This window comes from Cellulomonas sp. NPDC058312 (assembly GCF_042880135.1).
GTDB lineage: Bacteria > Actinomycetota > Actinomycetes > Actinomycetales > Cellulomonadaceae > Cellulomonas.
Map to the genome: position 1 here is coordinate 559,156 of NZ_JBHVZE010000001.1, position 17,496 is coordinate 576,651.

Annotated in this window: 14 protein-coding genes; 6 read left to right on the top strand and 8 right to left on the bottom strand. The window is 76.5% G+C overall.

The window, feature by feature from the left end:
- Window positions 1-27: 27 nt before the first annotated feature.
- Together ACFVXN_RS02565 and gdhA are read left to right on the top strand one after the other, a co-directional pair.
- Complete coding sequence (locus tag ACFVXN_RS02565; RefSeq protein ID WP_389226767.1) at window positions 28-867, top strand: RDD family protein; 840 nt, start codon at window positions 28-30, stop codon at window positions 865-867.
- Window positions 868-972: 105 nt separating this feature from the next.
- Window positions 973-2,313 (top strand): NADP-specific glutamate dehydrogenase, encoded by a 1,341-nt coding sequence (gene gdhA, locus ACFVXN_RS02570; protein WP_389226770.1) that lies wholly within the window; start codon window positions 973-975, stop codon window positions 2,311-2,313.
- 4 nt (window positions 2,314-2,317) lie between these two features.
- Here gdhA and ACFVXN_RS02575 read toward each other — a convergent pair whose 3' ends face one another.
- The gene (locus ACFVXN_RS02575; protein ID WP_389226773.1) at window positions 2,318-2,767 is read right to left on the bottom strand and encodes a MarR family winged helix-turn-helix transcriptional regulator; all 450 of its coding nucleotides are present in this window, start codon (window positions 2,765-2,767) and stop codon (window positions 2,318-2,320) included.
- Between the two features lie 70 nt (window positions 2,768-2,837).
- Between ACFVXN_RS02575 and ACFVXN_RS02580 the strand changes: the two genes are divergently transcribed.
- Window positions 2,838-4,730 (top strand): ABC transporter ATP-binding protein, encoded by a 1,893-nt coding sequence (locus ACFVXN_RS02580; RefSeq protein WP_389226776.1) that lies wholly within the window; start codon window positions 2,838-2,840, stop codon window positions 4,728-4,730.
- A gap of 33 nt (window positions 4,731-4,763) precedes the next feature.
- Here the strand turns inward: ACFVXN_RS02580 and ACFVXN_RS02585 are convergent, their stop codons facing one another.
- The 7 genes from ACFVXN_RS02585 to ACFVXN_RS02615 form a co-directional block, all read right to left on the bottom strand.
- On the bottom strand, window positions 4,764-5,846 hold the full coding sequence (locus ACFVXN_RS02585) for a serine hydrolase domain-containing protein (protein WP_389226779.1): 1,083 nt from the start codon (window positions 5,844-5,846) through the stop codon (window positions 4,764-4,766).
- A 75-nt stretch (window positions 5,847-5,921) separates the two neighbouring features.
- Entirely contained in the window at window positions 5,922-7,151 is a 1,230-nt protein-coding gene (locus tag ACFVXN_RS02590; RefSeq protein ID WP_389226782.1) for a winged helix DNA-binding domain-containing protein, read from the bottom strand.
- Window positions 7,152-7,184: 33 nt separating this feature from the next.
- A complete protein-coding gene (locus ACFVXN_RS02595; protein WP_389226785.1) occupies window positions 7,185-8,477 on the bottom strand; it encodes a DUF58 domain-containing protein in 1,293 nt (430 codons plus the stop codon).
- Between the two features lie 10 nt (window positions 8,478-8,487).
- Complete coding sequence (locus ACFVXN_RS02600; RefSeq protein ID WP_389227839.1) at window positions 8,488-9,444, bottom strand: AAA family ATPase; 957 nt, start codon at window positions 9,442-9,444, stop codon at window positions 8,488-8,490.
- Between the two features lie 170 nt (window positions 9,445-9,614).
- Entirely contained in the window at window positions 9,615-10,874 is a 1,260-nt protein-coding gene (locus ACFVXN_RS02605; protein ID WP_389226788.1) for a DUF4350 domain-containing protein, read from the bottom strand.
- The gene (locus tag ACFVXN_RS02610) at window positions 10,871-11,569 is read right to left on the bottom strand and encodes a DUF4129 domain-containing protein (protein WP_389226791.1); all 699 of its coding nucleotides are present in this window, start codon (window positions 11,567-11,569) and stop codon (window positions 10,871-10,873) included. Before ACFVXN_RS02610 ends, ACFVXN_RS02605 begins: the two co-directional genes overlap by 4 nt.
- Entirely contained in the window at window positions 11,566-12,903 is a 1,338-nt protein-coding gene (locus tag ACFVXN_RS02615; protein ID WP_389226794.1) for a hypothetical protein, read from the bottom strand. The genes ACFVXN_RS02610 and ACFVXN_RS02615 overlap by 4 nt, the downstream gene beginning before the upstream one ends.
- 183 nt (window positions 12,904-13,086) lie before the next feature.
- On the opposite strand from ACFVXN_RS02615, the gene mtrA reads away from it, so the two are divergent.
- The 3 genes from mtrA to ACFVXN_RS02630 are packed head-to-tail and all read left to right on the top strand — an operon-like array spanning window position 13,087 to window position 17,428.
- Window positions 13,087-13,770, top strand: a complete 684-nt coding sequence (mtrA, locus tag ACFVXN_RS02620; protein WP_389226797.1) for an MtrAB system response regulator MtrA — start codon at window positions 13,087-13,089, stop codon at window positions 13,768-13,770.
- Window positions 13,767-15,653 carry an MtrAB system histidine kinase MtrB gene (gene mtrB, locus ACFVXN_RS02625; RefSeq protein ID WP_389226800.1) on the top strand — a complete coding sequence of 629 codons (1,887 nt, stop codon included), beginning with the start codon at window positions 13,767-13,769 and terminating at the stop codon, window positions 15,651-15,653. The genes mtrA and mtrB overlap by 4 nt, the downstream gene beginning before the upstream one ends.
- Window positions 15,650-17,428 (top strand): LpqB family beta-propeller domain-containing protein, encoded by a 1,779-nt coding sequence (locus ACFVXN_RS02630; protein ID WP_389226803.1) that lies wholly within the window; start codon window positions 15,650-15,652, stop codon window positions 17,426-17,428. Before mtrB ends, ACFVXN_RS02630 begins: the two co-directional genes overlap by 4 nt.
- The last annotated feature ends 68 nt before the right edge of the window (window positions 17,429-17,496 follow it).

Here is a 17,496-nt window from a genome sequence, read left to right on the forward strand (position 1 = left end):
ACCCTGCCACAGGCAGACGACCCGGCGGTGGCGGAGGTGGACGTGCAGGACGAGGGCATCGTCATCGGCGAGGGCGTGCTGCTGGACGCCCGGCCGACGTCGTTCGCGAACCGGGTGCTGGCCGCGCTGATCGACCTGGTGGTGCTGGCGGTCGTGGTCGTGCTGCTGCTGCTGGTCGCGTTCCGGGTGGTGATGCTCGCGCCGGACCAGGACGTCCTGCAGATCACGTTCGTCGTCCTCATGGTGACCGTGCTGGTGGTGCTGCCGACGACGGTGGACACGCTCACCCGGGGCCGGTCGCTGGGCAAGCTCGCGGTGGGCATCCGCATCGTGCGCGACGACGGCGGCCCGATCCGGTTCCGGCAGGCGCTGGTCCGCGCGCTGGTCGGCGTGCCGGAGCTGTGGCTCACGGCGGGCTCGGTCGCGCTGATCACGTCGCTGGTGAACCCGCAGGGCAAGCGGCTGGGCGACCTGCTCGCGGGGACGTACGCCGTCCGGGTGCGCGGTCGCCAGCAGAAGCCGTCGGTCGTCGTGATGCCGCCGTTCCTGGCGGGCTGGGCGACGAGCGCGGACGTCGCGCGCCTGCCCGACGGGCTCGCGCTCGAGGCCCGCCAGCTGCTCGGCCGCGCCGCGGGCCTGCACCCGGGCTCCCGGCACGCGCTCGGCCAGCGGCTCGCGGGCGAGGTCGCCCGCTACGTGTCGCCCGGTCCGCCGCCGGGCACCCACCCGGAGGCGTTCCTCGCGGCGGTGCTGGCGACCCGGCGGGACCGGGAGTACGCGGCCTCGACCCGGGCGGCGGAGCGGGCCGCCGTGGAGTCCGCGACGCTGCACCGGCTGCCGCACGGTGTGCCCGACCCCGCGCGCTGACGTCGCCTGGCGGCGCGCCGTCCCGATCTGGACACCGCAGCGCCCTGGCCGTGCGCGCGGCTAGCGTGGCCGTGACCAGGCGGTACGGCGGGACGGGGTAGCAGCGTGCAGGGACAGCTCGACGGGGTGCTCGACCAGGTGCTGGCGCGGAACCCGGGGGAGCCCGAGTTCCACCAGGCCGTGCGCGAGGTGTTCGCGAGCCTGGGCCCGGTGCTCGCGCGGCACCCGCGGTACGTCGACGCCGCCGTGCTGGAGCGGCTGTGCGAGCCGGAGCGGCAGATCGTGTTCCGGGTGCCGTGGGTGGACGACGCCGGCCGGGTGCGGATCAACCGCGGGTTCCGGGTGCAGTTCAGCACCACGCTCGGTCCGTCGAAGGGCGGGCTGCGGTTCCACCCGTCGGTGAACCTCGGGATCGTGAAGTTCCTCGGGTTCGAGCAGATCTTCAAGAACTCGCTGACGGGCATGCCGATCGGCGGCGGCAAGGGCGGTTCGGACTTCGACCCGCGCGGGCGGTCCGACGCCGAGGTGATGCGGTTCTGCCAGTCGTTCATGACCGAGCTGGCGCGGCACATCGGCGAGTACGTGGACGTGCCCGCGGGGGACATCGGCGTCGGCGGTCGCGAGATCGGCTACCTGTTCGGGCAGTACAAGCGGATGACCGGCCGGTACGAGTCCGGCGTGCTGACCGGCAAGGGCGTCACGTGGGGCGGCTCGCTGGTCCGCACCGAGGCGACCGGGTACGGGGCCGTGCTGTTCGCGCAGGAGATGCTGCGCACCACGGGCCGGTCGTTCGACGGGCAGCGCGTCGTGGTGTCCGGCTCCGGCAACGTCGCGGTGTACGCGATCCAGAAGGCGCAGCAGCTCGGCGCGCAGGTCGTGGCCTGCTCGGACTCGCGCGGGTACGTCGTGGACGAGCGCGGGCTGGACCTCGACCTGCTGCAGCAGGTCAAGACCGTCGAGCGCGGGTCGCTGGAGACCTACGCCGAGCGGCGGGGCGGCGGCGCGCGCTACGTCCCGGGCCGGCGGGTCTGGGAGGTCGGCGCCGCGGTGGCGCTGCCGTGCGCGACCCAGAACGAGCTCGACGAGGCCGACGCCCGCGCGCTGCTGGCGTCGGGCCTGGTCGCGGTCGCGGAGGGCGCCAACATGCCGACGACGCCCGGCGCGGTGGCGCTGCTCCAGGAGGCCGGCGTGCTGTTCGGGCCTGGGAAGGCGGCGAACGCCGGCGGGGTCGCGACGTCCGCGCTGGAGATGCAGCAGAACGCCAGCCGCGACTCCTGGTCGTTCGAGTACACCGAGGACCGGCTCGCCGCGATCATGCGGGACATCCACGACCGGTGCGCCGCGACCGCCGACGAGTACGGCTCGCCGGGCGACTACGTGGTGGGCGCGAACATCGCCGGGTTCCTCAAGGTCGCGGACGCGATGCTCGCGCTCGGGGTGGTCTGAGGCGCTAGCAGGGGTCGGCGCCGTCGGGGTCGTCGACCAGGCGGTGCAGCAGGCGTAGCAGCTCGCCGCGCTCGGCGGGCTCGAGCCGGCCGAGCAGCTCCTCGGCGTGCCGGCGGCGCTCGCGGTCCGCGCCGGCGAGGACGGCGCGGCCCTCCTCGGTGAGCGCGACGAGGGTGGCCCGCCGGTCGGTGGGGTCGGGCTGCCGGGCGACCAGGCCCGCGCGCTCCAGGTCGTCGACCAGCGAGGTCACCGACCGGGGGACCACGTCGAGCGCGGCCGCCAGGGCGGTCTGGCGCTGCGGCTCGCCGGCGCGCGCGACCACGCGGAGCAGCCGGTGCCGGGAGGGCGTCAGGTCGACCTGCTCGCGCACGTCGCGGCGCATCGTGTGCAGCGCGCGGCGCAGCAGCCAGAACAGCTCGTCGCCGGGGTGGGCGGGCGGGGTGACCGGGCTCATGGTCCCCACGATAGCGAATGTGGCACATAGAGAGGTACCCTCCCTAAAGTTCCAGCCCCAGGGAGGCTCCATGTCCATGCACGGACCCCAGGGCGGCGGAGGTGGCCGGGCCATGTACCGGTCGTTCCGCCTCGACCCGTCCGTCACCGGGCGCCGCGTCACGCGTGACGTGCTGCGCCGCATCCTCACCTTCGCCCGGCCCTACCGCCGGCTCATCACCGTGTTCCTCGTGATCGTGGCGCTCGACGCCGCCATCGGCGCCGTCACCCCGCTCGTCTACCAGCGGATCATCGACCACGGCATCGCGCAGGGCCGCACCGGCCTGGTGCTCGGCCTCGCCGGCGTCGTCGCCCTGCTCGCGGTCACCGCCGCCGGCCTCACGCTCGCGTCGCGCTGGTTCTCGTCCCGGATCGGGGAGGGCCTGATCCTCGACCTGCGCACGCAGGTGTTCGACCACGTGCAGCGGATGCCGCTCGCGTTCTTCTCCCGCACCCAGACCGGCGCGCTCGTGCAGCGGCTGAACGGCGACGTGCTCGGTGCGCAGCAGGCGTTCACGTCCACGCTGTCGAACGTGGTGTCCAACGTGCTGACCGTCGTGCTGGTGATCGCCGCGATGCTGTCGCTGTCCTGGCAGATCACCCTGGTCTCGCTGGTGCTGCTGCCGGTGTTCGTGCTGCCGGTGCGTGCGATGGGCCGCCGGCTCGCGGCCGTGACGTCCGAGTCGTACACGCTGAACGCCGAGATGGGCCAGACGATGACCGAGCGGTTCAACGTCGCCGGCGCGCAGCTGGTCAAGCTCTACGGCCGCGCCGACGACGAGACCGCGGTGTTCTCCGGCCGCGCCGCCCGGGTGCGGGACATCGGGATCACCAGCGCGATGTACTCCGCGGTGTTCCGGGTCGGCCTCACGCTCGTCGCCGCGGTCGCCGTCGCGATCGTCTACGGGCTCGGCGGCGTGCTCGCCATCCAGGGGTCGCTGACGGTCGGCGTCGTGGTCGCGCTGACCTCGTACCTCACGCGGCTCTACGGGCCGATCACCGCGCTGTCGAACGTCCAGGTCGACGTCATGACGACGCTCGTGTCGTTCGAGCGGGTGCTCGAGGTCCTGGACCTGAAGCCGACCGTCGCCGACGCCCCCGACGCGGTGCCGCTGCCCGACGACCTCGCGTCGACCGCGAGCGTGCAGCTCGACGACGTGTCGTTCCGGTACCCGGCCGCCTCCGAGGTGTCGCTCGCGTCGCTGGAGTCCGTCGCCCGGCTCCAGACCGAGGTCCCCGGCACGACGCTCGAGCACGTGTCGTTCACCGTGCCCCACGGGCACCTCGTCGCGCTGGTCGGCCCGTCCGGCGCGGGCAAGACCACCGTCTCCGCGCTGGTCGCCCGGCTGTACGACGTCACCGGCGGCACGATCCGGGTCGCCGGGCAGGACGTCCGTGCCACGACGCAGGCCAGCCTGCGCGACGCCATCGGGATCGTCACCCAGGACGCCCACCTGTTCCACGACACCATCCGCGCGAACCTGCTCTACGCCCGGCCCGACGCGACCGACGCGGAGATCGAGCAGGCCCTCGAGCGCGCGCAGATCGCCGACCTCGTGCACCGGCTGCCCGACGGCGTCGACACCGTCGTGGGCGACCGCGGCTACCGGCTCAGCGGCGGCGAGCGCCAGCGGCTCGCCATCGCGCGGCTGCTGCTCAAGGCGCCGCCGATCGTCGTGCTCGACGAGGCGACCGCGCACCTCGACTCCGAGTCCGAGGCCGCCGTGCAGCGTGCGCTCGCCGAGGCGCTCGAGGGGCGGACCGCGATCGTCATCGCGCACCGGCTGTCGACGATCCGCGAGGCGGACTCGATCGTGGTGCTCGACCGCGGGAAGGTCGCCGAGCAGGGCACCCACGCGGAGCTGCTGGCCCGCGGCGGGCTCTACGCGGAGCTGTACGAGACGCAGTACGCGTCGGCGGGCTGAGCGGCCCGGCTCATGTGGGCTGGACGGCCCGGCTCAGGCCGCCCAGCCACGCGCTCCCGCGAGCCGGCGCAGCATCGCACCCACCACCGACGAGGCCTGGTCCACCCCGGGGTCGGCGTTGGTGAGCACCGCCAGCACGCCGCCCTGCTGCGGGTACACCCGTGCCTGGCACTGGAACCCGTCGCCCCAGCCCTGCGTCATCACGCAGACGCCGCGCGCCGCCCCGAGCACGAACACCCCGAGACCCACCCCGGGCTCGGCGGCGTCGTCCAGCATCGCGGCGGCATGCCGGGCGTCGAGCAGCACCGCGTCGTCCGCGCCCGCCCACGCCCGACCCAGGTCGGTGAGCAGCACGCCGAGCTCCGCGGGCGTGGTCCACAGCCCGGACGCGGCGAGCCCGGGGTAGTGCCGGCGGACGCCCGGCACGCGGCTGCCGTCCGTGCGGTGCCCCGCGGCCGCCCGGGCCGCCACCCGGTGCAGCACCTCCCGCAGGGCGGCGTCGGCGGTCGCACCGGGGTCGGACGCGGCCCCGGGGTCGGTCCCGGCCCAGAACGCCGTCGCGGTCAGCCCCAGCGGCGCGACCACCGCCCGGTGCGCCGCGGCCGCGAACGGCAGCCCGGTCACGACCTCGACGACCCGCTCGAGCAGGCAGTACCCGCCGTCGGCGTACCGGAACCCGGACCCGGGGGCGTGCGCGACCCGGACCGGTCCCGGGTGCGCGCCGAGGCGGCCGGCCAGCACGTCGAGCAGCGGCGGCGCCGCGCCGTCCGCGGGTTCGAACGACCCGGCCGGGTCGGTCACCCCGCCCGCGTGCCGCAGGAGCTCCCGCAGGGTCGGCCCGCGCCCGCCCGCCGCGGGGTCCAGCGGCACGGGCACCCAGCGGTGCACGTCGTCATCGAGGTCGAGCAGCCCGTCCTGCGCGAGCCGCAGCACGACGACAGCCGTCACCGCCTTCGCGGCCGAGCACGCGTGCAGCACCGTGCCGGCGTCCGCGAGCCGGCCGATCGCCGTGTCGGCGTACCCCGTCACCGCGACCGCCGGGTCCTGGCCCGGCTCGACGACGACCGCGGCGACCGCGGGGGAGCGGGGGACGGCGGCGTGGTCGAGGGGCGGCACGTCCAGCAGTCTCGCGCGCGACCCACGGCCCGGCGGGGGACCTTCGTTCCGGGCTCGGGCACCGGGCCCCTGCCGTCAGGGCACCGCGACCTGCACGGCGTGCTCGGCGGCGTCGTCGGCGACGAACCGCGCGAGCACCTCCGCCTCGGTGACCGCGGCGGCCCGCTCGGCGCGGCTCCAGGGCCGCAGCGGGGTGAGCGTCAGGTGCGCCCGCTCGCGGCGGGTGCGGGGCGCGCCCGCGAGCCGGGGCAGGGCCTCGCGGCGCAGGGCCCAGGTCCCGGCGACGACGCCGTCCAGCAGCACCGCGGCCGGGGGCACGCCGTTCGGGCTGGCGAGGGCGGGCCGGGCCGCGGCGGGGACGATCCGGCTGCGGTCGTCGTGCCCCAGCAGGACGTCGTCGTAGTCGGGCAGCAGCCGGACCGGCGCGGGTGTGTCCTCGGGCGGGCGCGGGGCGTCCGGCAGGTCGAGGAGCACCCGGGTGCGGCCCCGCGTGCCGGCCGACGCCCGACCGTCCGCCGACGTGGGCGGGTCGACGTGCTCCACCTCGACCAGCTCGGGCCGGAGCCGGTCGACGACCGCGCCGAGCCGGGTGAGCCCGCACCAGCGCTGCAGGTCGGCGACGGTGGCCGGCCCGTACGCCGCGAGGTACCGGCGTGCCAGGTCGGCGAGCACGTCGTCGGGGTCCGCGGCGGTGAGCGGGCCGGCGTGCGGGTCCGCGGGCGTCCGGCCGAACCACGTCTCCGCGGTGGTCCAGGTCGTCGCCATGCTGCGCCCCCAGACCCCGCGGGGTGTCACCTGCACCAGCGGCAGCAGCCCCCGGGCGCCCTGCGCGAGCGCCCGGGGGTCGACGTCCGGCCAGGTGGCGGCGAGCCGGTCGCCGAGCGCAGCGGCGGTCAGCGGCCCGTCCGCGAGGGCGTCCCGGGCCGCGCGGGCGAGGTCGTCGAGGTCGAGCCCGCGCAGCGCCGGACCGGCGGTCGCGTGGCCGGCGAGGTTCCGCCGGAACAGCGGCACCAGGACGGGCCACAGCGTCAGGACGTCGTCGGCGGTCGCGAGGTGCACGGTGTCCCGCAGCAGCGCGAGCCGCCCGACGCGGCGGTCGGTCATCGCGTCCGCGAGGTCGTCGTGCGCGAACCCGGCGACCCGGGCGTGCAGGGCGAGGTACGCGGACGGCGGGTTCTGGGACTGCAGCGCCACGAGGTGCGCGACGACGCCGACGGCGGGCCCGGCCGTGCGCTCGAGGAGGTGCTGGCGTGCGAGCAGCGCGCGCCCGAGCCCCCGGGTGGTCACGCGCTCGCGGTCGGTCACCCGGTCACGGTACGGCCCGCCACCGACGACCGGTCAGAGCCGCCCGGCGGCCTTGAGCGCGAGGTAGGTGTCCGCCAGGCGCGGCGCGAGGTCGTCGGGCAGGGCGTCGACGACCTCGACCCCGTGGCTGCGGAGCCGGACGGCCACCGCGGACCGCTCCAGCTCGGTGCGCTCGGCCGCGGCGGCGTCGAACAGCGCGGCGACGTCCTCGCGCCCCGTGCGCAGCCGCTCGACCTCGGGGTCGCGGACCGACGCGAGCACGACCTGGTGACGGGACGCGAGCCGGTCGACCACGCTCAGCAGCCCCTGCTCCACGGCCGACGGCTCCAGGGCGGACAGCAGCACGACGAGCGCGCGCTGGGACAGCCGCTCCTGCACCTGCGCGACGACGCCCGGCCAGTCGGCCTCGACCAGCGACGGCTCGACCCCGGCGAGGGCGTCGGCGATCGCCGGCATCAGGCGGGGCCCGGACGCGCCCGCGACCCGGGCGCGCACCGTGCGGTCGTACGCCAGCAGCTCGACCCGGTCGCCGGCGCGGGACGCCAGCGCGGCGAGCAGCAGGGCCGCCTCGACCGACGTGTCCAGGCGCGGCTCCTCGCCGGTGCGGGCCGCGCTGGTGCGGGACGTGTCGACCACGATCAGCACCCGTCGGTCCCGCTCGGGGCGCCAGGTGCGGACCACGACGTCGGACCGGCGCGCGCTCGCCCGCCAGTCGATCGACCGCACGTCGTCGCCGATCACGTACTCGCGCAGCGAGTCGAACTCGGTGCCCTGGCCGCGCACCTGGACGGCGGCGCGCCCGTCCATCTCCCGCAGCCGCGCCAGCCTGCTCGGCAGGTGGCGCCGGGAGGCGAACTCGGGCAGCACCCGCAGCGTACCGGGCACGTCGAACGACGCCTGCCGGGCCGCGAGCCCCAGCGGCCCGAGCGTCCGGACGGTGACCCGGTCGGCGTGCAGGTCACCGCGCCGGGACGGGCGCAGCGGGGTCTCGAGGCGGCGCGACTCGCCGGGCGGCAGGTCGACCTGGTGCCGGTTGCGCTCCGCGTGCGCCGACGGCTGCCACGCGTCCCGCACGACGCCCCGCAGCCGGCGCGCGCCGGTGTGCGTGAGCGTCAGCCGGGACCGGGCGGGCTCGTGCAGCCGGACCGAGCCCGCGGGGTCGCGCCGGATCGCCACCGCGCGCGGCGACGCGGCCAGCAGCGCGTCGCCGACGCACAGCAGCACCGACAGCACCGCCCAGACCAGCACCGTGCCCGGCACCGGCAGGAGCAGCACCGCGACGGCGCCGACCGCGGTCAGCGCGACCGCGCGCCAGGTGATCGCCACGCGGCCGACCTCAGCGGGGGACCGGGACGGACGCCAGGACGGTGTCGAGCACCGACTCGGCGGTCACGCCCTCGAGCTCGGCCTCGGCCCGCAGCTGCACCCGGTGCCGGAGCGTCGGGTGCGCGAGGGCCTTGACGTCGTCCGGCGTCACGTACGGCCTCCCCGACAGCCACGCCCAGGCGCGCGACGTCGCGAGCAGCGCGGTGGCACCACGCGGCGAGACGCCCAGCGACAGGGACGGCGACTGGCGGGTGGCGCGGACCAGGTCGACGACGTAGCCGATGACCTCGGGCGCGATCTGCACCTGCGCGACCTCGGCCCGGGCGCGGTCGAGCACGTCCTTGCCCGCGGCGGCGCGCACCCCCGCCCGGACCAGGTCCCGCGGGTCGAACCCGGCGGCGTGCCGCGCGAGCACCTCGATCTCCTCGTGCCGCTCGGGCAGCGGCAGCGTCAGCTTGAGCAGGAACCGGTCGAGCTGCGCCTCGGGCAGCGGGTAGGTGCCCTCGTACTCGACGGGGTTCTGGGTGGCGATGACGATGAACGGGTCCGGCAGCGGGCGCGGCGTGCCGTCGACCGACACCTGCCGCTCCTCCATCGCCTCCAGCAGCGACGCCTGGGTCTTGGGCGGCGTGCGGTTGATCTCGTCCGCGAGCATGAGGTTGGTGAACACCGGGCCCTCGCGGAACGAGAACTCGGCGGTCCGGGCGTCGTAGACCAGCGAGCCGGTGACGTCGCCGGGCATCAGGTCGGGGGTGAACTGGACGCGCTTGGTGTCCAGGTCCAGGGCCGCCGACAGGCTGCGGACCATGAGGGTCTTCGCGACGCCGGGCACGCCCTCGAGCAGCACGTGGCCGCGGCAGAGCATCGCGATCACCAGGCCGGTGACGGCCGCGTCCTGGCCCACGACGGCGCGCCCGACCTCGGTGCGTACCGCGCCGAGCGCCTCGCGCAGGTCCGCGGACGGCACCGGCGGGGCGGCGTGGGCGGGGGCCGACTGCGGCGCGGGCTGGTGCTGCGGCGCGGGCTGCGCCTGGGGGGCCGGCGCGTACCCGGCGTACGGCTGCGGCGCGGGCGGCTGCTGCTGGGGTGGCGTGCCGGGCTGCTGCTGCCACGGGTTCGGGGCGGGGTGGTCCTGGGTCACGTGGGGTGAACCTCGCTCTCGAGCTGGTCGAGCCGGCGGGCCAGGTGCTCCAGGCCCGCGTCTGACGTGGGGGGTGGTCCGTACAGGAGGTCGCGCACGTCGTCCTCGGCGCGCCCGGTCGCCCGGGCGAGCGCCGCGATCACGTCCGGCGCCGCGGCGGACCGGGCGAGCCCGAGCCGACGCGCGCTGCGGTCGGCGGTCCCGGCGCGCAGGGCCGCGGCCGCGTGCCCGTACGCCCGGGACGTCCGGTAGAGCCGGCCCCGACCGCGGGTGGTCTCCGCGGACCGGACGACGACCGGCAGCCGCTCCGTGACCACCCGGCCGAGCCGGCGGGCGCGCCACCCGGCCAGGGCGAGCAGCACCAGCAGGGCCTGCAGCCCCAGCACCGAGGCGACGGGCGGCAGCAGGTCCCCGAGCCCCGGCGCGGCGGGGGCCACGGACGTGTCCGTAGCGGACGGGACGTACCAGACGAGGTCGGCGTCCCGGCCGAGCGTCCGCAGCACCAGCGCGGCGTTGCCGGCCTCGGTGACGCGGGCGTTGGTGAGCATCGTGGCGTCGCCCAGCACGCTGACCTTCCGGCCGTCCGTCTCCGTGACGGACGTCAGGTAGGCCTGCGGCTCGGTGCCCGGCAGCGGGAAGCACAGCGTGGTGCCCGCCGGGGGCGTGCCGTCGACCGGCACCAGGCCCGCTCCGGTGGCGCTGACGGTCCCCGCGGCCTCGGCGTCGGGGTCGGTGCAGGCGGCCGCCAGCGACGAGGCGGTCCCGCCGCCGGACCACCCGGTCTCGAGCCCGGGCACCACCTCGGCCAGCAGCGACGACGCGTCCAGCAGCACCAGGTCCGCCTCGGTGCCGGCGAGCGCGTCCACCTGCTCGGGCGTCAGCCACCAGTCCGACGTCACCAGGAGCGTGCTGCCCGCGGCGGCGGCGTCTCGGGCCTCGGCCGTGGTGCGCACGTACGTGATCGTCACGCCCTGGTCGCGCAGCACCTCGGCGACCGCCATCGCTCCGTCGTCCCGCGGGTTGTCGGGTGCGAGCGGGGTGGTCGACCGGGCCGGTGCGGGCAGCAGCGACACCCCGACGCCCACGCCGAGCACGACCGCGACGCCCACCAGCCACCGGGACCGGCGCCAGCGGCCGCGCGCGCGGCTGCGGGCCGTGGTGCCGTCGCCGAGCACGGTGCCGTCGCCGAGCACGACGCCGTCGCCCGGCACGACGCCGGCGGCCTCCGGGGGACGGGTCGCGGTCGGCGCGGTCACGGGGCCACCCCGGTGCCGGGGCCGGCGGACGACCCGGTGGACACGGCGGTCGCGGCGGTCAGGCCGGCGGGCGGCGTCGGGCGGGCGGCGGCGACCCGGGAGTCGAGCTCGCGCAGCAGCGCGTCGTCGCCGGCGCCCGGGGTGCGCTCGCCGTACACGACGTCGTCGAACAGCCGCCCGGCGGCCTGCAGGTCCCCGGCCAGCGCGGGCAGGCGCAGGCCGGCGTCGGCCACGGCCTCGTGCGCCGTCCGGCCCGGGCGCTCGTCCAGCACCGCCCGCTCCTCGAGACCGCGGACCACGGCGCGGAACCGGTCCGCCACCGCGCCCGCCCAGTCGCCCCGCGCGGCGGCGGCGTCCGCGGCGGACCGCAGGTCGGCGGCCGTGCGCCGGTCGTCGTCCGCGAGCACCGAGCCCGGGCCGCCCACCCGGCGGCTGCGGCGCACCGGACCCGTCACCAGGAACGCCACCACCACGAGCAGCGCGAGCACGCCCGCGACCAGCAGCAGCGTCCCGACGTTGCCGAGCGGCACGCCGTCCGCGCCCTCGAACAGCCGCCCGAGCCAGTCCAGGACCATCTGCAGCAGGCTCGGCCGCTGGTGGTACACGGGGTCGGCGAGCTCACGCTCGAGCCAGCCGCGCGCCTCCTCGGCATCGGGCACCACCGGGACGCCGGACCCGCCGGCCAGCCACCTCACCGACCGGAGTCCGCCGCCGCGCGCGCCAGCTCGACGTCCAGGCCCTCGCGCCGCATCCGCACGTCGATGTACGCGAGCGCGACCACGCCGGCCATGAACACGGTGCTGATCGTGCTGGCGATCGCGGTCCCCACGGCGGTCAGCGCGATCGCGCCGCCGCTCGTGCCCAGGGGGTCCTGCAGCACCAGCGCGGTGATCATGCTGACCGGGAACACGATGACGTAGGCGACGACCTGCACCACGACCGCCGCGAGCAGGTAGACGCCCAGCAGGCGCCAGAAGCTCCCACGCGTCAGCCGCCACGCCCGCGCGACCGTCGTCCCGAACGACCCGCCCTCGAGCATGATCGCGGCCGGCGCGAGCAGCGTGCGCACCGTGATCCAGAACGCGCCGACGACCAGCGCGAGCACCGACAGCAGGCCCACGACCACGGTCGCCCACTCGTTCTGGGTCGCGACCCAGGTCAGGACGGTCAGGCCGACGAGCGCGCCCGAGAGCACGAGGACCGCGAGCACCTGGAGCACGCTGAACAGGACGACCTGGGCGAGCCGCTTGCCCGAGCCCCGCAGCACGTCGCCGATCGCGACGCGCTGGCCGATCACCGAGCGGCTCACCGAGAGGATCAGCAGGCCGGTCAGGACCAGCGTCGCGAGCGACGTGAGCGGCAGCGTGACGAGCTGGGCGAGGGAGGTGCCGAACGAGCTGCCCAGCACCTCGGTGTCCTGGGCGGTGAGCCCGGCGGTGCCGCCGAGCAGGTCGTCGACCTCGCCCGCGAGCAGGCCCGCCACGTACCACTGCAGCAGCGCGCCGAGCGCGGTCGAGATGGCGACGACCGCGGCGGTCAGGCCGAACATCGTCGTCGGGTTGTGCCGGATCGCCCGGAACGTGCCGTCGAAGATCTCCCAGATGCTCAACGGCCGCAGCGGGACGATGCCGGGGCGCGCGGCGGTCGGCTGGTACGGGGTCGGACCCCAGCCCTGGCCGGGCTGCTGCCCGTAGCCGGCGGGCTGGCCGTAGCCGGGCTGCTGGCCGTACCCGACGGGCTGGCCGTACCCGGGCTGCTGGCCGTACCCCGGCTGCTGCCCGGGACCTGGCTGCTGCCCGTACCCGGGCGGGGGGTAGCCGGGCTGCTGGGGGTACCCGGGCTGCTGCCCGTACCCGGGCTGCTGCGGCTGCTGCGCGGGCGGCACGTCACCCGGACGGCCCGCACCCGACGGGGTGCCGGGAGCCTGCCACCCGGCGGGCGCGAGCTGCCCGTACCGCGGGGCGGGCCGGTCGGCCTCGCCGGGCGCGGGCACCGGCTCGGGGCGGCCCTCGTCGTGCGGCGTGCTCATCGGGTGGCTCCCTGCTGCTCGGGTGGAGTCGGTCGGCGCCGGTGGACCGGGGTGCGCCCGGGCGCGGCGCGGCGCGGCTGACGCCATCGTGCCACGTCAGGCCCGGGCCGGGAGCCTGCTCCGACCGGGCGTCCCGGGGCGTGCGCGGACCCGCCGGACCGATCCGGATGCCATCATGGGGCGATGAAGGGACGCGTTCTCGTGGTCGACGACGACACCGCCCTGTCCGAGATGATCGGCATCGTCCTCCGCTCGGAGGGTTTCGAGCCGGTGTTCTGCGCCGACGGCGACGAGGCCCTGGAGATCTTCCGGGCCTCCCAGCCGGACCTCGTGCTGCTGGACCTCATGCTCCCGGGCAAGGACGGCACCGAGGTGTGCCGGCTGATCCGCGCGGAGTCGGGCGTGCCGATCGTCATGCTCACCGCCAAGGCGGACACCGTCGACGTGGTGCTCGGCCTGGAGTCCGGCGCCGACGACTACATCGCGAAGCCCTTCAAGCCGAAGGAGCTGATCGCCCGGGTGCGCGCGCGCCTGCGCCGCAGCGACGAGCCCGCCCCCGAGCACCTGCGCATCGGCGACCTGTCGATCGACGTCACCGGGCACCGCGTCACGCGCGACGGCGTCCCGATCCCGCTGACCCCGCTCGAGTTCGACCTGCTGGTCGCCCTCGCGCGCAAGCCCTGGCAGGTGTTCACGCGCGAGGTGCTGCTCGAGCGCGTCTGGGGCTACCGGCACGCCGCCGACACCCGCCTGGTCAACGTCCACGTGCAGCGGCTGCGGTCCAAGATCGAGGCCGACCCGGAGAGCCCCGAGATCGTCGTCACCGTCCGCGGCGTCGGCTACAAGGCGGGCGCGACGCCCTCGTGAACGCCGGCCCGACCGGTCGCGGCGCCGGTGCGGGCGCCCGGGCGGGGCGTGCGTGGCGCCTCGCCACGGTGCGGTCCGCGTCCCGGGCCCGCCGGGTGTCCCGGGCGTGGCGCGGGTCGCTGCAGGCCCGGGTCATCACGCTGACGCTCGCGGTCGGGCTCGCGGCGCTCGCGGTCCTCGGCGGCTACCTGTCGGTGAGCGTCCGGGACGGGCTGTTCACCCAGCGGGTCGACCAGGTGCTCGCGGAGGCCGCACGGGGCACCGCCCAGGCGCAGGAGACGTTCGACGCGTCGACCGCCACGACCGCGCCCGAGGTCCAGCAGCTGCTCTACGACATGGTGCGCGCGCTCCAGTCCGGGGGGTCCGGCGAGCGCGAGGTCTTCGTGCTGCGCACCCGCGGCCAGCAGCAGCCGATCCTCGTGACGGCGGGCGCCACCGACTCGGCGCTCGTGCCCCTGGTGTCGGACGACCTGCGGGACGCCACCGCCCGGGACGAGGGGCAGCGCTGGGAGTCCGTGGCCTGGCCCGCGTCGGCGTCGGCCACGGGTCAGGTCGAGCCCGCGGTGATGGTCGGCCAGGCGGTCACCGTCCCGGCGGCCGGGTCCTACGAGCTGTACTTCCTCTACTCGCTGCAGTCCGAGCAGGAGCGCCTGTCGTTCCTGCAGAGCGTCCTGTCGATCGGCGCGGTCGCCCTCGTGCTGCTGCTCGTGACGATGACCTGGATCGTGACCCGGCAGGTCGTCCGTCCCGTGCGGCTCGCGGCGCACGTCGCCGAGCGGCTCGCCGACGGCAGCCTCACCGAGCGCATGGCCGTGCGCGGCGAGGACGAGATGGCCCGCCTCGGGCGGTCGTTCAACGAGATGGCCGAGAGCCTGCAGGACCAGATCGCGCGGATGGAGCACCTGTCGGCCATGCAGCGCCGGTTCGTCTCCGACGTCTCGCACGAGCTGCGGACCCCGCTGACCACCGTGCGGATGGCGGGGGAGATGCTCTACGACTCCCGCGAGGACTTCCCGCCCGCGGTCCGGCGGTCCGCGGAGCTGCTCCAGCAGCAGCTCGACCGGTTCGAGGAGCTGCTGGGCGACCTGCTGGAGATCAGCCGGTTCGACGCCGGTGCTGCGGCCCTGGACGCGGAGGCGTGCGACCTGCGGTCGGTCGTCGCGTCCGCGGTCGACCAGGCGGTGCCGCTGGCGGCCCGCAAGGGGTCGTGGCTGTCGGTGGCGGAGCCCGCGGAGCGGTGCGTCGCGGACGTCGACCCGCGGCGCGTCGAGCGCGTGCTGCGCAACCTGCTGGTCAACGCCATCGAGCACGCCGACGGGACGGACGTCGACGTGACGGTCGGGGCGGACGACCGCGCCGTCGCCGTCACCGTCCGCGACCACGGGGTCGGGATGACGCGAGACGAGGCGGCGCACGTGTTCGACCGGTTCTGGCGCGCGGACCCCGCCCGCGCGCGGACCACCGGCGGTACGGGGCTGGGACTGGCGATCTCGCTCGAGGACGCGCACCTGCACGGCGGCTGGCTCGAGGCGTGGGGTCGCCCGGGGGAGGGCGCCTGCTTCCGCCTCACGCTGCCGCGGCGCGCCGGCATCGTGCTGGACGGGTCGCCGCTGCCGCTCGAGCCGCCCGCCGACGCGGACGCCGACGCCGACGCCGCGCACCCCGGCGAGCGCGACGGCGGCGACCCGGCGGCTCTGCCCGACCTCCCGCCGACGACCGGGTCGTTCGACGTGGTCGAGCGCGTGCGCGAGGCGCAGCAGGCCGTCGCGCGGGCCCGGGCGCGGGAGCAGCAGGCGTCGTCCCCGGACCGCGGGGACCGCAGCGGCGCGTCCGACCGCCACGGCGCGTCCGACCCCCACGGCCCTGCGAGGGAGCACCGATGAGCCGCCTGTCCGTGCCCGGCCCGCCCGCGTCCCGCACCGCGTGGTCCCGTCCAGCGTGGTCCCGCTCGTCCCGTCCCGCGCGACCGGTCGCCGCCGTGCTCGGGCTGCTGGGCGCGTTGGCGCTGCTGGCCGGGTGCGTGGGCATGCCGACGTCGGGCCCGGTGGGCGTCGGCGTGGAGCGCGTCAGCGACCAGGGCGGCGTCGAGCCGCTGGGCGACCCGCCGCCGCAGGACGGCTCGCCGGAGGACATCGTCCGCGGGTTCCTCGGCGCCAGTGCCGCCGGGTTCAGCCGCGACACCACCTCCGCCGACTCCGCCGACGACTTCCGCAACGCCCGCGAGTACCTGTCGGGGGAGAGCCGGCGCACCTGGAGCCCGCGCGAGCGCGTGGTCGTGTACTCCACGGCGTCCAGCCCCGACCTCGTCGTGCGGGACTCCCGGGTCGAGGTCACCCTGCGGGTCGCGGCGCGCATCGACGCCGAGGGCCGCTACCAGCAGGGCGGGGTGGACACCCAGGAGACCGTCGCGTTCGACATGGTCCAGGACAGCGAGGGGCAGTGGCGCATCTCCGGCCTGGAGGACGGCGTCGTGCTGTCGGAGCCGAACTTCGAGGCCATCTACCGCTCCGCCACGCTGTACTTCCTGTCGCAGGACGACCGGTTCCTGGTGCCGGAGACGCGGTGGTTCCCGCTGCGGAACCTCGCCACGTCGATCGTGCGCGCGGTGATCGCCGGCCCGTCCGACTGGCTGCGCGACGGGGTCCGCAGCGCCGTCCCCGAGGGTGCGGTGCTCCAGCCCGACGCGGTCTCGGTGGACGACGAGGGCGTCGCGGCCGTGAGCCTGTCCACCGGCGGGCTGCCCGCCGAGCCCGCGGACCGCGCGCTGATGCAGGCCCAGCTCGAGGCGTCGCTGCGGATCGCGCGCGTCCGGACCGTCGAGGTCTCGGCGGGCGGGGTGCCGCTGGGGGTCGACGCCGCGGAGCTCGAGCGCGGCCAGGACTGGGGCGGGGGCGTCGAGGTGATCCAGGACGACCGGCTCGCGCAGATGTCGCAGGGCGAGCTCGTGCCCGTCGACGGCATCGGCTCGCTCGCCGGGCTGGACGCCCGCGACCCCGCACGGGACGGCTCCGCGGCGCTGCGCGTCATGCTGTCCGGCCCCGACCGCCTGGTGACGGTCCCCACCACCGCGGCCGCGTCGCGCGAGCTGCTCGCCGAGCCCGCCCTCGTGGCCCCCTCGGTCGACCGGCACGGCTGGGTGTGGACCGCCTCGGCGCAGCGCCCCGGCGAGCTGCTCGCCGTCGACGGCGGCGGCACGGTGGTCGAGGTCCCCGTCGAGTGGCTGAACGACCGGACCGTCCGGTCCCTGCGGGTCGCCCGGGACGGTTCGCGTGCCGCCGTGGTCTCCGTGGGCTCCGACGGGGTGCGGGTCGACGTGACGAGCGTGGTGCGCGACGACTCCGGCACGCCCCAGATGCTCGGGGCGGCGTGGCGCACCGGTGCGACCCTCGTCGACGCGAGCCGGGTGGTGTGGGTCGACGAGTCCACGCTCGGCGTGCTCGGTCGGTCGGGGACGGCCACCACGGCGATCTACCACCTCGTCCCGCTGTCCGGCGAGGTCCAGGCCCGTCCGCCGCTGGCCGACTCCGTGGACATCGCCGGCGGGAAGGGCGACTCCGCGCTGTACATCGCCAGCTCCGAGGGCGAGCTGTTCGCGCGCGGCGGCGCGAGCTGGAAGAGCGTCGGGACCGGGGTCCGCGACCCGTCCTTCGCGGGCTGACCCGCCGGGGGAGCGGGCGCCGAGCCGTCCCCAGGCGGGTGCGCCGCGGGGACGGGCCTCGTTCTGGG

Excerpts from the sequence above, each read along its gene's own strand:
- ACFVXN_RS02575 (WP_389226773.1), bottom strand. The coding sequence starts at position 2,767 with ATGAGCCCGGTCACCCCGCCCGCCCACCCCGGCGACGAGCTGTTCTGG.
- ACFVXN_RS02580 (WP_389226776.1), top strand. The coding sequence starts at position 2,838 with ATGTCCATGCACGGACCCCAGGGCGGCGGAGGTGGCCGGGCCATGTAC.
- ACFVXN_RS02615 (WP_389226794.1), bottom strand. The coding sequence starts at position 12,903 with ATGAGCACGCCGCACGACGAGGGCCGCCCCGAGCCGGTGCCCGCGCCC.
- mtrA (WP_389226797.1), top strand. The coding sequence starts at position 13,087 with ATGAAGGGACGCGTTCTCGTGGTCGACGACGACACCGCCCTGTCCGAG.
- ACFVXN_RS02630 (WP_389226803.1), top strand. The coding sequence starts at position 15,650 with ATGAGCCGCCTGTCCGTGCCCGGCCCGCCCGCGTCCCGCACCGCGTGG.